The following is a 15,908-nucleotide window of genomic DNA, read 5'->3' on the forward strand; positions in this document are numbered from 1 at the left end:
CCCCTCACCTGCCTGCCGGCATCCCCTCCCCGTAGAGAGACGGGGAGAGGGGCGCAGCTTCGCGGACTCCGCCTACCCCTCCGCCCGCGCCGCCTTCTCCAGCGCCGCCAACTGCGTCTCGTCGAGCGTCAAAAACCCCATAATATGCTGCACCACCTCGGCGCGCGCATTGCTGAGCGCGCTGTGCAGCTCGAAGCCTTCGGGCGTCCGGGTCCGCGCCATCCATTCGCCATAGGACGGCCGCCTGTAATAGCCGACGGTCGCCGCGAGGTCGGCCAGCACCATCTCGCCGTCTTCGCCGGAAAAGACGCGCAGATATGCCTTGGTCAGCGCGTCCCGCGCCCTGGCCGGACCGCCGGCCTGGCCGGCGCGGGCGAAGCGTTTGCCGCTCATGCGCCGCCTCCCGTCGGCGCCTGGCCACCGGGCATGGCTTGCCCAGCCTGGCCACCGCCCTGCCCGCCCGCGCCCTGCAGCATGTTCTGCAGGCCGTCGAGCAGGCCGCTGTCGCGCGCTTGCACCGCCGCCGGCACCGCATCCTTGGCCGCCTTGCCCGCACTGGCGATCGCCGCCATGCCGGCCTGCGCCTGTTGGGCCTTGGCGCGGGCGTCGCGCATGCCGTCGACCTCCTCCTTGCGCCGGAAAATGCGCTGCGGGCTGCGGCCGGCGCTCTGCACGATCTTGATCGCCTCGTCGCTGTCGATATTGTCCATGACGCCCGGATCGAACTGCGCCATCTGCATGGCGGTCGTCACCACCTGGATGGTGTCGCGCGCCTCGGCCGAGCGCCTGAGCACGTCGAGCGGGCCGGTGAAGGTCGGCCGCACCGTCTTGCCGGCCAGGCTTTCCGGCGGCGCAAAGCGGCTGTCCTCCTCGTAGAGGCCCTTGTCCACGAGAATGCCGAGCTCGCGGTCGAGATTGGTGGCGAAGCCCGCCTGGATGATCGAGCCGGAAGGCCCGAGCAGCGCGCCCTTCTCTTCCTGGCGTATCAGCGCTTCGGTCGCCGTCATCTGCGGGTTCTGCACCAGCGTCTGGAACAAATTGACGAACATCATGTCGCGGATCTCGTCGGCTCGGCTCTGCGCGTAGTTGAAGGCATAGGTCGGGTTCTGCCCGGTGGTGATCGGCGCAATCAGCGGCCGGCCATTGTCGTCGATCAGGCCGGGATAATTCTCGCCGGGATTGAGCACCGGCACATAGTCGAGCCTCGCCTTCGAGGCGGTCGCCGGATCGGTGATCTGCTGCAACGCGCGGAGCCCAGAGCGGCGCACGGCGTTCTCCTCGCGCACCGTGGTCAGCGCCTCGATGGCCGGCGAGATGCCATAGGGGTCGCCCTCGTAGCGGCGCCAGTTGAAGGTCGACACCGGAAAGGTACGGAACCCGCTTTCCCTGGCGATTTCCTCCTCGTCCTCGACGACGTGGTAGGAGGCGAACGCCGTGTCGAGATACTGGTACTGGTCGCCCAGCCGATACATCTTGCGCTCGTCGCGCGGCTGGATGCATTGGACCAGCGAGATCTTGGTCTCGCATTTGACCGGATCGTCGACCAGCATTTTTATGCGCGAAGGCAGTTTTTCATAGCCGAGCAGCTGCGCCGCCTGCCGCGCCGTGCGCTCGTAGCGGCGATGGAAGATGTCGACCTGGCCCCAGCGGTTGCGCGACAGATACCCCTCGACCACGGGGATCGAGGCATAGTGGATCAGCGTGTTGCCGAACCCTTCCTCGGCATAGAGATAGGCCGGACCGTAGCGCACGACATTGCGCAGGCAGGCTTGCGTCGCGGGGACAAAGTTCGAATTGGCGGAATAGCGCAGCGAGAACAGGAAATCGCGCAAGCTTTCCGCCCATTCCTTCTCCTCGTCGGTCTCCTCGTCATTCATCGCCGCCGTCGACAGCCCATGCCATTTTTCCGACTGCGGGATGATCAGGCTTTCGAGCCCGGCGGCCAGCCGATTGGCGGCCGAGTTGATGGTGTTGGCGTAGACGCGTGAGCCGCGCCGCTCCTGCCGCTCGGCCTGCGAGTCCGGCCCGCCGCTTCGGCGCCCGCTCCAGACATCGGGCGCGTCGGGGTCGCAGAACTCCGCCACCTGCTCCCACACAGCCTCATACTGGCTGCGCTCGCTCTCGAGCTCGGACTGGCGGGACAGGATATCGCGGGCGCGGGAATCGGTCATGGGTGCCTCGCTGGGGATTGTGGAAAGGGGGTGACGTGGGAGAGCGTAATCTCCCCCCTCGAGGGGGAGATGGCCGGCAGGCCAGAGGGGGTCGGTTCGACTGGGCGCGGCCTCTTGCGGCAGATGAAGGTTGGCGCCCGGTCGTACCGACCCCCTCTGTCGCCTTTGGCGACATCTCCCCCTCAAGGGGGAGATCACCCGCCCCGCTTCTTCAGCAACCTTGCGTGCCGGCGCCAGTACCACCAGTCCAGCACGCGCCGGCGAAAGCTTCGCTTCATCGCGGTCATGGTCTAAAGCCCCAGGAGCACGCGGCGCTGGCCGGTGAGGCTCGACGGCGCGAGGTCGGTCTTGACGGTGCTCTGCGTGCCCTGGCGCTGTTCGAGATCAGCCCGCAATGCCGCCTCGCGAGCCTTGACATCTTCGTCCTTGATCGTCGGCGCCGGCGGCAGCGGCTTCAGTTCCGGTGGTTTTTGAAACAGACACATGGTTCCAGCCTTCTCTTGTCCAGTCGTAGAGGAAGAAATCTTCGCCGTTGCGGCCGTAGCCCGGCAGCAGGCAGCGTTGCGTGGCGCCCAGCCGGCCAAGCCAGCGCAACGCCAGATCATTGGCGGCCAGGGCGCGGGCCTCGACCCGCCAGGCGCCGCGAGCGGCAACCTGAGGCCCAAGCACGGTATGAAAGAACTCTGTAATCCTGGGCACGCAGCGCTTCATGCGGCGCGTGCCCCAGCTCCAAGCAATCCACAGACCGCCGCGCTGCTCGGCCGCGCCAAATCCGGCCTCCGGATTGCCGTCGAGCTCGGCGACATAGGCAAACCCCTGCAGCGCGGTGAGCGCCAGCAGCGCCGGCGACCAATGGTCGAGCTGGCAGTCGATCTCGGTACGGTCTTGCGGGCGCAGGTTCGCGGCGATGTAGGAGAGATCGCGCAGCGTGGCGGGAAGGATGCGGACGGGCATGGATGGACTTTCCTCCGCGGGAAGCGAAGTCATCGTCAAGCGAGCGAAAGCGATCCCAGCTTCGTCACTCCAGGGCGAAGCGACGCAGCGCAGACCCCTGGAGCTGCTCCGCAGCCCAAGGAATCCATTCGGTGACATCGAGGCGTCGCGACGATGCGGAGGCGCTGCGTTGCTTCGCAATCATTGCGGCATCCGCACCGACCATCGCGCAAAAACAAAACCCGCCTCAAGGGCGGGTCGTTGGCGCAAATCAGCACCATGGATAAGAATGTACCATTGCTGCCCTCACGCGGTCAATGGGCCGCAGGAAAGAATTCCTATTTGGTGCCATTCCGGGCCAAAATTACGATGACAGTGCACTGCTTCCGTTCGATCGTCCTGAAGCAATAGCGGACTTCGAGAAGCGGAGTCGCATCCGAGAATGAGTGCACTGTCACGGCAATTCCGTTCGTCGGCTGATGTCGCGGAATGGATCCCCGGGTCAAGGCGGTCAAGCCCGAGGATGACGAACCGGTAGGCGTCCCGCCCCTTGAAGGCGGTTCAGAGGCCGTGCCAGTCTAGGCTTTTGGCTTCGCCTTCCTGACTTCCTCAATGGCCATGTTTAACGCCGTTTCAAAGGCGTGCCTTAAGCCAGAGATCTTGTCTTTCCTCAGCGCAGCTGTTTGTTTTGAAATAGGTGCGAGTTCCCAAATGAGCGCGTTGCCTGCCTCCAGCAGGTGAGCCAGAGCTGCATCCGTTGCCTGGCTCGTTTCCAAAAGGTCGCGCGACTTCCCAATGTTCAGCTGCAAATGACGCGTGATCCCTTTCACGTTGCCTGCTTCCGCATGGATCGCCTCTCTGCGCAACTTATGCAGGTACTCCACCGCTGCTCCGATTGGCATTTGTTCCTCCCTTGCTGTCGAAACCTAACGGATCATCATACGCCTCATTCTGAAAGAGGCCGCGCGATATCGTGGGTTTGGCGACTCGGGCGAAACCAACCAGGTCCGGAACTCAAGAATGTTGGAAATTCACTGGTCGAGCTGGCAATCGATCTCGGCGCGGTTTTCGAATTACGGTGACAGTGCACTATTTCCCAGATCTCAGTCCGAACCTCACTCCAATCACATAGACACAGTCGTTAAAATGCACATCACCGCAATTGCCGCGCCCTAACGATCCGCCCGCGCCGCCTTCTCCAGCGCCGCCTTACGCTGAATTTCGATAGTTCGATTCCAGAAGCGCACCACTTCAAAATGCTCTTGTCTGGTCAACCAGATCTTGTTCTCCAAACTGACTGGATCGCCGCCAACCGCAATCGGTTTGACCTCGAACAGTTCCATACCCTTGGAGCGAGGAGCTGTATCTTGTACGCTCATTTCAAGTCCTCCAGCGTGGCAAATAGATCGGCGAGGTCTCGCGCTATCGTCTCGGCGGATTGCCGTTCCATAAATATAAACGGGATGCGCACGATTGGCATTTCCACATCGTGGGTGTCGAAGCCATAGGCTTCCCCTCCTCCGTTCGATGCGAACAAGAGGATGCCTGGCGCGTATTTTTCAACCTCGTATTCTCGATTGAAATCAGCCAACTCTTCGGCTTTAAAAAAAATAATATAGTTGTCGCCGATGAAACCTTCGCCGCCATTATGCTCTTTGAGGAAGTCGGCGTAATCCTTGGGCAGCACGACGCCCAAGCGCGCCGACAGGCCATCGACGACTGTGGATTCAGCCGGCGCGTCGAACTGGCCCTCAGTCAAACTATATCCCACTGATCTCCTCCTAGGTCCTTCAGCAACTCATTCCACCACGGCGTAGCCTGTTGTCTATGAACTTCGCGAGGCAGAACGATCTTTGTAGGAGGTGTCGATCGGACTACCGCCAAACTTCACTGGAGAGACCGGTCAGCGTTGCGTCGCCGCGACAACAAAGGCGCGATCCGGTTACAGCTCGTAAGGCTCGACCACAGCAAACGGAATGCCTAACGATTCCAACAAATCGAGAATGCGTTTCGAGATGACGAGACGGAAGGGTATCGCGATCCCGAAATCGTCGCGGCCAGCCTTCCCATTTACTTTCAGCCAGACGAAAGGTGGTAGCTGCAGCCCGGGTTGATCCTCTTGACACTCTTCCGAGGTAGTCACCTCGGCCTCGGCGAACGTGGCACCTGAAAAGCCCATCTTCTGCAGTGCGCGCTGGGTTTCCTGGGTGACGAGGAAACAGGGGAATGTCGCAACGATCACATCACCGAACCAGCCCTCTACCACATAGTGAAGCCTGCTTACGATTGGTGGGTGGACGCTCCGGTCAAGAACGGTGTTTTCGCCAATCCCACCAGCGACGTTTGGCCGTATTTTAAAGTATCGCATCACTCACCTATCAGGGGATTGAACAGATACCCATATTTCCTATTGATATAGGTCACGTATAATTACGGTGACAGTGCAATATTTCTGTTCGATCGACCTGACACAATAGCGGACTTCAAGAAGCGGAGTCGCATCACGGGATGAGTGCACTGTCACCGCAATTCCTACCGCCAAACTTCACTTGAGAGACCGGTCCGCGTTGCGTCGCCACGGCAACAAAGGCGCGATCCCGTTACCGTTCGTAGGGCTCGACCACTGCAAACGGTATTCCCAGTGATTCCAGCAAATCAAGAATACGTTTCGAGATAACGAGGAGATAGTTTGCTGCAATCCCGAAGTCGTCGCGGCCTGCCTTCCCATTCACTTTCAACCAAACGAAAGGTGGAAGTTCCTGCCCAGGTTGATCCTCATGAAACTCCTCGGATGTCGTCACTTCGACGTCGGCGAACGTCGCACCTGAAAAACCCATCTGTTGTAATGCACGCTGGGCTTCTTCGGTAACGAGGTAACACGGGAACGTCGTGACGAGCACATCACCAAACCAGCCCTCTACTTCATAGTGAAGCTTGGTCACAATCGGCGGATGGACGCTCGCGTCAAGAACGGTGTGGTTGCCAAGCCCACCAGCGACGTTCGGTTCTATGTAAAAATATTGCATCAATCACCTATTGGAGGATTGAACAGATGTCCGTATTTCTTGTCGATGTAAGTGACGTAGTCCAGCACTTGCTGGCGGGTTGGCTGGGGATGCGACCTGTAAAAATTATTCCATTCGTATCGGAAAACAGTCTTGTGCAAAAGATTATCAAGCCCTTTGGGAATTCCGCGAAGGTTCTGAAGCGAGTGCATTTCATCTTCGGCAACGAGGCCAATATATCTTGTCAATACCTGCCGCTCTGCCGCGTGATGGACCACTACTTGACCCTCCAAGCTCGGGTATGCATCGAGGAACGTTTTGCGATAATTTTTTGAAAGAGCCTTGCCAAACGATGCTCCCGGATACTTTACCTTGGAGGGGTCCCTTGCGATCGACTTTATTATCTCAAGAAGCTCGGCCTTGTCAGGCTTGGCGCCTGTGCTCAAGCGGTAGGCGGCCTCTTTTGCTGCATCTATTGCACGAGACTCCGCCTCGACAGCCTGGCGAGCCACCGACCTCTCGGCGGCGAGATCCGATGCTGCGCGTGAGCCGCTATCGGCAAATTCCTCTATCGGCCTAGCAAGCTTGCCAGTCCCGCCGCGGACTATGGCCAAGCCTTTTGCAACGGCTTCGCCGACTGCCTCTAACGCTAGGCGCCCGTCGGCAACCGCCCCCGAGCCGGGGGTAGCCGGCAGTTGTTCAAGGAAGCCCCAAGGGGAATCGCGCAGATCCTGGAGACCCAGTCCAATGTCGTGCGGGATGCGGCCTAGGGCCTCGAAACCCTCGCTCAGATAATTGCCGAAGTCGTCCGCGGCTTGTTGGAATGCCGACTGGGGTTCGCCAGGGCGTGCCGATAGAGGCCGCCCTTGCCCTATCGCAGAAGTGACGATCGGATCGACTAGAGCCGGCCAAGAAATGCCAACGCGATCCAACTGCTGAGACAGGGCATCGCGCGCCGTCGGATCGGGCGCCGCTGCCAGAAGATCACGCAGGATGTTGCCCTTCTCACCCTGCGGCACGTCTTTGTTGCCAAAGGTATCAGCTATGCTTTGGACAACAGCCTTCGGCAGGGGTTGAGGGGTCTCGACGCCCAGTTGCCTCTGGGCTGCAACCGAGACGGCGATAGCCCATTTGTATGCCGCCAGATCGCTGATCTCCGACTTGCTGCCTGGACCGGTTGCTGCCTTCCACGCAGCGTCCACATTGGGGAAGACTTCTCGAACATAGCCAGCAGGGTCCGCCCGCCTCATGCCTAGTGTCTTGAGAGCCGCCGCAGCGGTAACCCGATAGCGCGTCTGCTCCTCTTCGGAACTGCCAGGCCCAGGCTCCGCATCGCGCAGCGCTGCGTGGATAGCCTGGTTGGGCATGGTCCGCATGCCGAAGGCTTGACGGCCGACATCCATCTTCAAGCTGAAGTCGTGGTACTGCTTACCGCCCTCCTCAGCGCCATAAACGGCAGCGAAGTCCGCAGGGCTGGGCATGTTGCCGGCATAACTGCCGGTCTTGGCGATTGCGTCCGGGCCGTTCTGCGAAACGAGAGCGATGTTGGTGCGCGCCTCGATCAGATGCGCCGTGTTCGCGGCATGTGCCTGGTTGATCAGCCACTGAACGTCATCTCGAGATAAGTCAGCGAGATGGTGGGTTACCGGCTTGATCGCCATTGAATTGGGTGCCGAAGCACTGTCCCCGAACGCCTGTGCTATGCGCTCATCCGGTGTCGGCGTGCCGACACGGTCGTCTTTCCCCGCAGCCATCTTTGAGCCGCCTGACAAGGGGCTGCCCTCGGTCTGCGCACTGTCGCCCGTAGCCTCGCTGCCGGAGGCCGGCGCGCCCACACCAAACATCTCCAGCGCACGCTTGGGGTCTTTTGCGATCAGCGCCTCGAACCGCGCCTTGGCGGCGGTGCCGTACCAGTCCTTGACCATTTGCTGCCGGATGCCGGGATCGACCCCCATCTTGTCGATCAGGTCGAGACCCTGCTGGCGGGCCGCTTCGAAGGTGACGTGATCGTCGGGGTTGGCGTTACCGATGGCGATGGCGCTGGTCTTCAGCGCAGTGTCGACCTCGGCCTGCTCATAATCCTTGCGCCGCTGAAGCTGCCGTGCCGCCATGCGCAGCGCGCCGGTTAGACGCATCGCCTCCTTCTGGCTGGCGAAAGCGGCGCGCTGGCTTTCGGGCATGCTGGGCAAGGCAGCGGCAAAGAGCTTGTCGAACAGTCCGGTCTTGACCACCCGGCCGCTGTACGGGTCGACCTGGCCATACATGGCTTCATGCAGGCCGCTGCCGTCGGCCGGCGCGTTCGCGGCCACCTCGTCTTCCGCCTGCGCAATCTGGCCGTTGAACCGGCGGCGTGCGATCTCGGCGTCGAACGCTTCCTGCTGGTCCTTCATCTGCTGATAGCGCTCGGCGACAGCGGAAAGGTGATCGCCCAGCCCCTGCATGGCACCGCCGATCGGCGAACCCTGCGGATATTGCGGCGCATTGCCGGTATCGAGCCGGCGCTGGGCGATGGAGAGCGGGATGACGTGGACCATTGGCTGTTTCCTGCTCGAATGGCTTTGAACAAAGGGCGCGCGGCGCCGGCGAGCACGGCAGGGCCGGATCGCTCGCGCGCTGCGTTCGTGTGTTTTTCGGATCGACGTTTCTTGGAGGGATCGGCCGGTGTTGCGGATCACAGGCGCGGCAGGAGCCCCGTGTGTTCATCCCACGGGCGGAGCAAGGAGCGGAGCGACACTACGCAGATCCCTGGAACTGCTCCGCAGAGGAATCCATGCCGCGACACATAAGCGCCGCTGCGGTGTGGAATTCTGCTCCGCTGCACGCTTCGGCCGATGTCGCGGCATGGATTCTCGGGTCAAGCCCGAGAATGACGATGTGTGGAAGCTACCGAAACGCCCCCAGCGGATCGCTCTGCCCCGCCGGCCGTCGCGCCGCCTTGAACTCGGCGGGATCGACCACCGCCTCGCGCAGCATCATCACGCCATAGCGTGTCGCCGCCATCAGGTCGTCGCGCAGTTTTACAACCTGGCCGTCCTTGCGATGGTAGAGCCGAAACTCCTCGAACCAGTCGGTCAGCGTCGAAAACACCTTGAAGCGGCCGGATTGCATGCGGTCGAGCATTTCCATCAGCCCGGCCTCGACCGAGACGGAGCCGTCGGCGAACTGCGCATGGCGCGACAGCATGTTCAGCCCGTGCGCTGAATATTGTTTGGCCAGCGCCACGCCCGCCCCTTCCAGCGTCTCGCGGCGGCCGTCGCGTGGCCAGGCAAAGGGCAGCCATTCGCCCCAGGGTTTCAGGGTCAGCGTCTGCATGGCCGGCGTCTGCTGGGAGGCCCGCACTGCTTTTGTGACATAGACGACATCGGCCTCCGTATCCCAGGCGAGCTCGACGGCGGCGGAAGGATGGTCCCAGCCGAAATCGAGCGCGCCGATGCGCGGCCAGTAGCGTGGTAGCCGGAACGGCGCGCAGGCGATCAGCGCCTCGGCCACCGGAAAGATGCGGCCCGAGCCCAGCACCGGAATGCCGCGAGCGCGCGCCTCGCGCTCATGCGCGGGATAGGCGGCGACGATCGCCGCGCGCTCTTGCGCCGAATAGTGCGCGGCATCCTCGATGGTCATGAAGGTGACGTGACGGGACATATTAGCCTGTCCTAATTACCTGCCGTGACGAGCTATTGCCATTGATAATACTGTTCATCAATGCGAAGTAGCTGATGACTCGGGGGAGATACATGATCCGCATAGCAATCGTTGTGGCCATTGCAGCCAGTGCATCAGCATGCCAGTCGAACGTTCCATACGATACAAGTAAGCAGACCTGCAAGATGTACGATCTCCACGGGTACCAACACAAAGTTTGTGCCCCGGACACACCGAACAAAGTATGCAATGTCTGGTTCAATCCGATTTCGGGCGACGAAAGGATATGGTGCCAACCGCTCACCCGGAAAGCGACCGATCCCAAGGCCCGCGCCAGACAGCTTGCGGGCAGCCAATACCCCTGATTCGACTTCAATCAGCTTTTTTGACGCTCAGACCTGATCAGCCGATGCGAACGTCACGGTGGCAGCGCTGCTTGAGCAAGTCCTGGTGTGGCCCGCCGCGCGCGAGGCGCTGCATGAAGGCTCGGAACGGGCGCTGGCCGGTTTCAGCGAGGATGAAGTGGCGACGCTGCTGGGTTTGCTCAGGCGGCTGAACGAAAACCTCGATCGGATGGTGGCGCGGGAGACGGAGTGAACAAGGTCAGAACCCGAGTTACCAGACCCGCTTAGCTCTTATACCCCTCGTTCAGACAATCATTCTTCCAGGCCCAGTCGAAGTCGGCCCGAGACATGGACTGGCCCATGCCCGGCTCGACAAACGGACCGGCGGCGTTGTCGATATAGACGATGAAGCGCGCCTCCTTGGTGAAGGTGCCAACCTTGGCGGTGATGACGCCGCAGGTCTGGCCGGACGAACTGTCGCCGGTAAGCTGGACATGTGAGAATGTGGCGGAAGGATCGCTCACCAGACTGCGCATCTTGCCTTCAGCGGCGGTGATTGCATCGGCGCGCCAATCGCCGCTTCCGGTGCAGGCTGAAAGCAGGGCGGAGAGCAGGAGCAGTTTTGCGATTTGGCGCATGTCAAACCTCGAACGTCGCGCCGGACGCTACTCGACCACCGGTTGCTGCAAAAGCGGCATTGCAAATCATGGTTTCGCGGCGGTTCACCCCTTCGCCATCCTCTCCACCTCACCTGCCGACAAAAACAGCAGCACCACATCGCTCATGCCGAGCAGCGGCGTGAAGGTGACGATCGTAATCCCGCCGGTGGCGTTGGTGCGGGTCAGGCCTTCGGAATAGATGTCAAGCGGCGGTTCCTCGTCGAACCAGACGCCGTGCAGCGTCTCGCCCTGCCATTTCTCGCGGCCCTTCTCGAAACTCTTGAACGACAGCACGCTCTCTCCGGCCTGCACATCGCCGCCGCCGCCATGGCGCACCACGACGCTGTCGAGCGCGCCCGGCGCGCCGCGCCCATGATGGCGTGACGAATAGCATCGGCCGGGATCATGCCGGTGCCCCAGGCCGCCTGCTGCTGCGGCGGGCCGACGAGCACGCGCTGTGGGTTGTCGCGCGTGCCCTCGCCGGTCACGCCGGCGGCCCACAGCCGCACGGGCGTGTCGAAAACCTTGCCTTGCCACCACTGGGGATAACGGCCGGTCAGATGCATCGCCCATTCGGCGCCGCCGGCCCTGGTCTTGCCGAGCTGATTGCCGGCCATGAACAGCCTTTCGCGGTTGACCGACCCAGCTGCGTGAAATTCAGCCTGGCGCGGATACGGCTTGTAGGCCGCCAGCTGGTTTGTGCGTCTGCGGCGGTCAAGCTCCGCCAGCAGCGCCAGGTATTCCGTCTTCGCGGTGATCGGCGGGCTCTTCGAGGAACGGTTTGACGACGGCTTCGAGGCTGCGGATACGGCTGCGGATCTCTTCATCGCTCAGGGCATCCAGATGGTTGATGGCGACATCGAAATCTTTGGGCAGAACCGACAGCACGATCTTCAGATACTGGTCCGGCTTGTCGGCCCGCACCTCGGCGATGACGCCGGCGCCATACGCGCGGAAGTCCGCGCGCACGGCGGCCAAAAAATCATCGCCCAGCGTCTTCTTCGTCCGTTTCGGACGGGGCGCCTGCGCAGCAGCCTCACGAACGGGCTTGCGCCTCGTCGGCCTCGCCTTGCGGCGTACCGGCCCGGCGGCGGTGTCATCAGCCATCGACCTGGTCCATCACCGTAGCAGCGGCATCGCTTGCCGCCTTGCCCGCCTTCGGCGCCGATCCGGCCGGCTTCCTCGATCGGGTTTTTTTCTTCGCTCGCTTGGCGCGCCTCGGCTTTGCCAGCGCCGCAGGTTTTGCGGAACCAGCGCGTTTTGCCAGGCTAGCCTGCGCCTTGAGCCGCGCCAATACGAGACCGATGGCGTGGCCGCCGATGCCGGCTTGCGGAAAACCAAAGCCACCGGCCGCGTCCCGCACCATGCCGATCAGCACGCCGGGCGCGACCACCTCGACCCGGCCAAGACGCGGCTGGGGCGCGGCGCCCTCGAACGCGCCGATGGCGCTGACGACCTCACGGCCGTCATCGTCGGTGATGATCGTGGCGTAGCGTTGGGTCATTGGATTTCTCGCAAAGGTCGCGCTCTACGGGGCCCCCCTCTGTCCTGCCGGACATCTCCCCCACAGGTGGGGAGATCGGCTGTCATCCCGGCTTTCGCCAATCACAGACGTTGCAGGAAAGGCGCTGCGCCGAAGCTGCTGATCTCCCCCTCGTGGGGGAGATGTCCGGCAGGACAGAGGGGGGGCGCTGTCCCGCCAGCGTGCAAAATCGGCAGTCTCAGCGCCGTCACCAGACAAGGCGCCAGAAAAACAAAACCCGCCTCGGCGGCGGGTCGTTGGCGCAAATCAGCACCATGGACAAATATGTAGCATGGCTGCCCTCACCCGGTCAACGATTTTCTAAGAAAAAATTCCTATTCCATCTTTCGGCACCAATGCGGAGACGCAACCGGCATCGCTTGAGGGGAAGCTGAAAAAACAAAACCCGCCTCACGGCGGGTCATCGGCGCAAATCAGCACCATGGGCAAAATCATAGCACAACGGCCCTCACCCGACAATCGGACCGGCGACATCAGACCATCCGAAACCTGCATTGCCTAGCCGGCTTTTCATCGGCCGGCAGCTGTGGGATCATCAGCTGAAGCTCATGGAATGATTCGCGTCGCACGGCCTTTTAGGAGAGGACGATGGACAGACCAGCCATGGCATCCGTGTTCAGGATGCGGCATGCTCCAGCCTCGGTTTCCGGTGTGCGCAGCACCGGTCAGGGCCAGGCTGATCCGGTGATCCGCGTCAACTCGCTCGGCGACGCGATCCGCTTCGTCGCCAACGCCTACCCCAACTACGACATCAGCGGCGTGGCCATACATTGCGGCGATCCGTCCATCCCACGCCTCGGCAGCCTGGAGGTCAAGGCGGTGTGGCGCGAATATGGCGAGCGCCTGACGCAGGAATAGAGCACGGTCCCGAAAGGTGGAATCCGGCTTCATCCGCGCCATTACCCGATAGCGTCACGGAAAACGTCTTCGCGCTTTTGCCGTCGCGATGGTTTTGCCGCTGCCATCGAGCGCCTTCACCGATATCTCGTACATATGCGGCCTGGGCGGACAGGGTCCGCGATAGCTGAAGGCTCCATAGGGCAAGGTTTTCTGGCCGCCGAAGACCACGGTGCCACCGCCATGTTTGAAGTCGGGCGCGTCCGTATCGACCATCTTGAACGCCAGCGTCTTCGTCCCGGCGGGAACGCCGGAAAGCGTGATCGGCGGCGACTTCGGATCAAAACACTTGACCGTCGGGCCCCATTCGAAGTTCATCGCCATGTCGGCGGACGCGGCCGTCGTCATCGCCACGGCAAAACCAAAGGCTAGTACAAGACGCAAAACGACCTCCCTGCTTCGCACCCGGCCCTGGCGATCATAGTCTCTTTTCGCACGCAAGGCATCGCGGCGAGGCTCGCGACCGACGGGCAAGACGTCCGCGAGTTGGCCAAACGCCTGCCCTCGGATCGGAAACGCTGCTGGCGCGTTTCAGCTTTGGTCAATGGAGGGAGCAATCGCCATGAACGTCGCCAATCTGCAACTCGAAGGCCTGCTGATGGCCGTCGCATCGATCAACCACGTGCTGGTTCGCAAGGGGGTGCTGACATCGGAGGAGATCGACATTGCGCTGCGCAAGGCCGAGGCCAGCGAAACCGGTGAGGAGCGGTCCAACGGCATGTCGGCGTCGAGCCGTGACGCCGTCAATTTTCCGATCCGGCTGCTCGAACTCGCCAACCAGTGCCAGCCGGAGGCCGACATGCCGTCCTTCTCGAAACTGGCGCGCATGGTCGGCCAGATGAAGGAGCCCTACAACGACCAGCTGTGAGGCCAGCCTCACGCCCTGCCCGGCCAGCCAACGCTCAGCGCCAGCGTCCGTCCCGGTCCGTGGACGGCGGCGAAGAGCAGGCCGGCCAGGAACGAAAAATGGTCGACGAAGAAGCCGAACTCGGCCTGGTTACCGGCCCAGTGGCTGGGGCCGTGGAAGGCAAAGCCCAGGAACAGCACATAGGCCGCCGCGACAAGAGCCGCCTGGGTGAAGAAGGCGCCGCTCAGGAAACACAGCACCAGCGCCACCTCCAGGATCGCCGCGCACCAGGCAAGGAAGAGCGGGAAGGGAAAGCCGGCGGCGGCGATGAACCCCGCGGTGGCACCCATGCCCATGAATTTGAAGGTCACCGCCATCAGGAAGACGGCGGCGAAGATCAGGCGGGCGATGAGAAGGGCCGCGGTCTGCCACGGCGATTGAGTGATGTCCGGCATGCTGTCTCTCCAGGGTTTGCAATGGATGTCGACCCAAGGACGAGCGACCGTGCGCAGTTCCGACACCGGCTTGGAATTTTTTGCACGAAAGCGATGCCGCTCCGGATATCGGCACCGGTCTGGCGCGCACGGACAGGACGCCGTCGCCGGGCCTGAAACCTTGCCGCGACCTGCCCCGAAAGCTACCCTCACAAAGGGGCGCTTGATCAGTTTATGAGGAGAGCCAGCATATGGCGACGGTCCGGTATCTCGTCAGCGATGTCGAGTTGGCGATAGCATTTTACACGAAGCATCTGGGTTTCGTGCTGCAGCAGCAGTTCGGTCCGGCGATGGCCATCCTCAGGCGCGATGACCTGACGCTCTGGCTTGCCGGCCCGATGGCGTCGGCGGCGCGGCCGATGCCGGATGGCCGGACGCCGGAACCGGGCGGATGGAACCGCATCGTGCTGGAGGTGGAGGACCTGCCGGCGCTGGCCGCCCGGATGCGCGAGGCCGGCGTGCCGTTCCGCAACGAGATTGTCGACGGCCCCGGCGGCCGCCAGATCCTTTGCGAGGACCCGTCCGGCAACGTCGTCGAGCTTTTTGAACCAAGAGCATGACCCCTCCCCGAAATCCGTTCGCTTGCCTCGGCTTGCGCCTTGGCGCTGTCGGCGCGGCGCATCCGCGCCGGTGAAATCGGATTATTTCGGTTTGCCGGCTGATGGTATGATCGCTCTCGCCCACGGGGAGGGAATCAAACATGGCCAAGGCCTTGACCATCGGCGCGCCGCAGCATCCGGCGATGAGCGCCGCCTATGAACAGCACTGCCGGGAGATGCTCGTCCCCCATCTCGACGCGCTGCTCGACAAGGTCGAGGCCGCCGGCTGGGATCGCGGCCAGGCCGCGTCGGCGCTCATGTACCTCGCCGCCAGGCGGCTGACGCCAGCCTGAGGTCGGTGCCGGGCCTTGGGCCGAGGCGTTCACGAACAATTAATGATCCTGAAACTTGTCCGTAACCAGCAACGTGGTATCGTTAGCTGGGGCTAATGCACAGGTCCGTCCTGTGCAGCAATTTGGGTGGGTTGGGTTTTGGGCGCGAGCGTCAAGTTCGGGACGATGTCCTATATGGTCGGGTCTCCGGTCCTCGAGTGCAGCGGTTGCGGCGGCACCGGGCAGGTTTTCCAATGCCCGCGCTGGACACGCTCCAACGGCCTTTGCTGTCCTGCCGGCACCCACCAGCGCGGCTGTCCCGGCGCCAGCGCGCCTTGCGCCGATTGCGGCGAGACCGACCGGCACGGCGCCGGCCTGGCCCCTGCATCGGCCTGAAAGCCTGCAATCCGCGTCGGGCAGGCTTCTGTCCGCCACCTGCCATGGAACCAGTAGCGCCGATCGCTGTTATGTCTGATCGCGGCATCCTATATAGCGATGTCCGCAC

The 15,908-nt window shown here is 62.3% G+C and carries 21 protein-coding genes and 1 pseudogene; 5 read left to right on the forward strand and 17 right to left on the reverse strand.

The window, feature by feature from the left end:
* Positions 1-72 precede the first annotated feature (72 nt).
* The 10 genes from HB778_RS02250 to HB778_RS02295 form a co-directional block, all read right to left on the reverse strand.
* The gene (locus HB778_RS02250) at positions 73-393 is read right to left on the reverse strand and encodes a hypothetical protein (protein ID WP_183461130.1); all 321 of its coding nucleotides are present in this window, start codon (positions 391-393) and stop codon (positions 73-75) included.
* Positions 390-2,171, reverse strand: a complete 1,782-nt coding sequence (locus HB778_RS02255; RefSeq protein WP_183461132.1) for a portal protein — start codon at positions 2,169-2,171, stop codon at positions 390-392. The genes HB778_RS02250 and HB778_RS02255 overlap by 4 nt, the downstream gene beginning before the upstream one ends.
* 384 nt (positions 2,172-2,555) lie before the next feature.
* Positions 2,556-3,125, reverse strand: coding sequence for a hypothetical protein (locus HB778_RS02260; RefSeq protein ID WP_183461134.1), 570 nt, complete (start codon positions 3,123-3,125; stop codon positions 2,556-2,558).
* 557 nt (positions 3,126-3,682) lie between these two features.
* Positions 3,683-4,006 (reverse strand): hypothetical protein, encoded by a 324-nt coding sequence (locus HB778_RS02265; RefSeq protein ID WP_095203833.1) that lies wholly within the window; start codon positions 4,004-4,006, stop codon positions 3,683-3,685.
* Positions 4,007-4,276: 270 nt separating this feature from the next.
* Positions 4,277-4,483 (reverse strand): hypothetical protein, encoded by a 207-nt coding sequence (locus tag HB778_RS02270; RefSeq protein WP_095203832.1) that lies wholly within the window; start codon positions 4,481-4,483, stop codon positions 4,277-4,279.
* A complete protein-coding gene (locus tag HB778_RS02275) occupies positions 4,480-4,863 on the reverse strand; it encodes an SMI1/KNR4 family protein (protein ID WP_244661771.1) in 384 nt (127 codons plus the stop codon). Before HB778_RS02275 ends, HB778_RS02270 begins: the two co-directional genes overlap by 4 nt.
* A gap of 183 nt (positions 4,864-5,046) precedes the next feature.
* The gene (locus HB778_RS02280) at positions 5,047-5,472 is read right to left on the reverse strand and encodes a hypothetical protein (RefSeq protein WP_183464962.1); all 426 of its coding nucleotides are present in this window, start codon (positions 5,470-5,472) and stop codon (positions 5,047-5,049) included.
* 232 nt (positions 5,473-5,704) lie between these two features.
* Positions 5,705-6,130, reverse strand: coding sequence for a hypothetical protein (locus HB778_RS02285; RefSeq protein ID WP_095203829.1), 426 nt, complete (start codon positions 6,128-6,130; stop codon positions 5,705-5,707).
* Positions 6,130-8,643 (reverse strand): hypothetical protein, encoded by a 2,514-nt coding sequence (locus tag HB778_RS02290; RefSeq protein WP_183461136.1) that lies wholly within the window; start codon positions 8,641-8,643, stop codon positions 6,130-6,132. The genes HB778_RS02285 and HB778_RS02290 overlap by 1 nt, the downstream gene beginning before the upstream one ends.
* A 349-nt stretch (positions 8,644-8,992) precedes the next feature.
* Positions 8,993-9,748, reverse strand: coding sequence for a terminase large subunit domain-containing protein (locus tag HB778_RS02295; RefSeq protein ID WP_183461138.1), 756 nt, complete (start codon positions 9,746-9,748; stop codon positions 8,993-8,995).
* A gap of 423 nt (positions 9,749-10,171) precedes the next feature.
* Here HB778_RS02295 and HB778_RS02300 point away from each other — a divergent pair, with 423 nt between their 5' ends.
* Entirely contained in the window at positions 10,172-10,345 is a 174-nt protein-coding gene (locus HB778_RS02300) for a hypothetical protein (RefSeq protein WP_183461140.1), read from the forward strand.
* Between the two features lie 31 nt (positions 10,346-10,376).
* On the opposite strand, the gene HB778_RS02305 is transcribed toward HB778_RS02300, so the two are convergent.
* The 5 genes and pseudogenes from HB778_RS02305 to HB778_RS02320 form a co-directional block, all read right to left on the reverse strand.
* Positions 10,377-10,730: a hypothetical protein gene (locus HB778_RS02305; protein WP_183461142.1), complete on the reverse strand. Its 354-nt coding sequence runs from the start codon at positions 10,728-10,730 to the stop codon at positions 10,377-10,379.
* A gap of 84 nt (positions 10,731-10,814) precedes the next feature.
* The gene (locus tag HB778_RS41155) at positions 10,815-11,324 is read right to left on the reverse strand and encodes a terminase large subunit domain-containing protein (RefSeq protein WP_432421228.1); all 510 of its coding nucleotides are present in this window, start codon (positions 11,322-11,324) and stop codon (positions 10,815-10,817) included.
* 5 nt (positions 11,325-11,329) lie between these two features.
* Positions 11,330-11,578: pseudogene (locus HB778_RS43385) on the reverse strand (terminase large subunit domain-containing protein); the annotation flags it as partial.
* Complete coding sequence (locus HB778_RS02315) at positions 11,466-11,858, reverse strand: hypothetical protein (protein WP_183461144.1); 393 nt, start codon at positions 11,856-11,858, stop codon at positions 11,466-11,468. The gene HB778_RS02315 and the pseudogene HB778_RS43385, both read right to left, overlap by 113 nt.
* Positions 11,851-12,255, reverse strand: coding sequence for a hypothetical protein (locus HB778_RS02320; protein ID WP_183461146.1), 405 nt, complete (start codon positions 12,253-12,255; stop codon positions 11,851-11,853). The genes HB778_RS02315 and HB778_RS02320 overlap by 8 nt, the downstream gene beginning before the upstream one ends.
* 627 nt (positions 12,256-12,882) lie before the next feature.
* On the opposite strand from HB778_RS02320, the gene HB778_RS02325 reads away from it, so the two are divergent.
* Positions 12,883-13,152 (forward strand): hypothetical protein, encoded by a 270-nt coding sequence (locus tag HB778_RS02325; protein ID WP_183461147.1) that lies wholly within the window; start codon positions 12,883-12,885, stop codon positions 13,150-13,152.
* A gap of 54 nt (positions 13,153-13,206) precedes the next feature.
* On the opposite strand, the gene HB778_RS02330 is transcribed toward HB778_RS02325, so the two are convergent.
* Entirely contained in the window at positions 13,207-13,575 is a 369-nt protein-coding gene (locus HB778_RS02330; RefSeq protein ID WP_244661773.1) for a phospholipid-binding protein, read from the reverse strand.
* Positions 13,576-13,753: 178 nt separating this feature from the next.
* On the opposite strand from HB778_RS02330, the gene HB778_RS02335 reads away from it, so the two are divergent.
* Positions 13,754-14,059: a hypothetical protein gene (locus HB778_RS02335; RefSeq protein ID WP_010910423.1), complete on the forward strand. Its 306-nt coding sequence runs from the start codon at positions 13,754-13,756 to the stop codon at positions 14,057-14,059.
* Between the two features lie 8 nt (positions 14,060-14,067).
* Here HB778_RS02335 and HB778_RS02340 read toward each other — a convergent pair whose 3' ends face one another.
* Positions 14,068-14,493: a DoxX family protein gene (locus HB778_RS02340; RefSeq protein WP_183461149.1), complete on the reverse strand. Its 426-nt coding sequence runs from the start codon at positions 14,491-14,493 to the stop codon at positions 14,068-14,070.
* A 230-nt stretch (positions 14,494-14,723) separates the two neighbouring features.
* On the opposite strand from HB778_RS02340, the gene HB778_RS02345 reads away from it, so the two are divergent.
* Together HB778_RS02345 and HB778_RS02350 are read left to right on the forward strand one after the other, a co-directional pair.
* A complete protein-coding gene (locus HB778_RS02345; protein ID WP_183461151.1) occupies positions 14,724-15,092 on the forward strand; it encodes a VOC family protein in 369 nt (122 codons plus the stop codon).
* A 140-nt stretch (positions 15,093-15,232) separates the two neighbouring features.
* A complete protein-coding gene (locus HB778_RS02350; RefSeq protein ID WP_183461153.1) occupies positions 15,233-15,424 on the forward strand; it encodes a hypothetical protein in 192 nt (63 codons plus the stop codon).
* The last annotated feature ends 484 nt before the right edge of the window (positions 15,425-15,908 follow it).

This window comes from Mesorhizobium huakuii (assembly GCF_014189455.1).
GTDB classification, from domain to species: domain Bacteria; phylum Pseudomonadota; class Alphaproteobacteria; order Rhizobiales; family Rhizobiaceae; genus Mesorhizobium; species Mesorhizobium huakuii_A.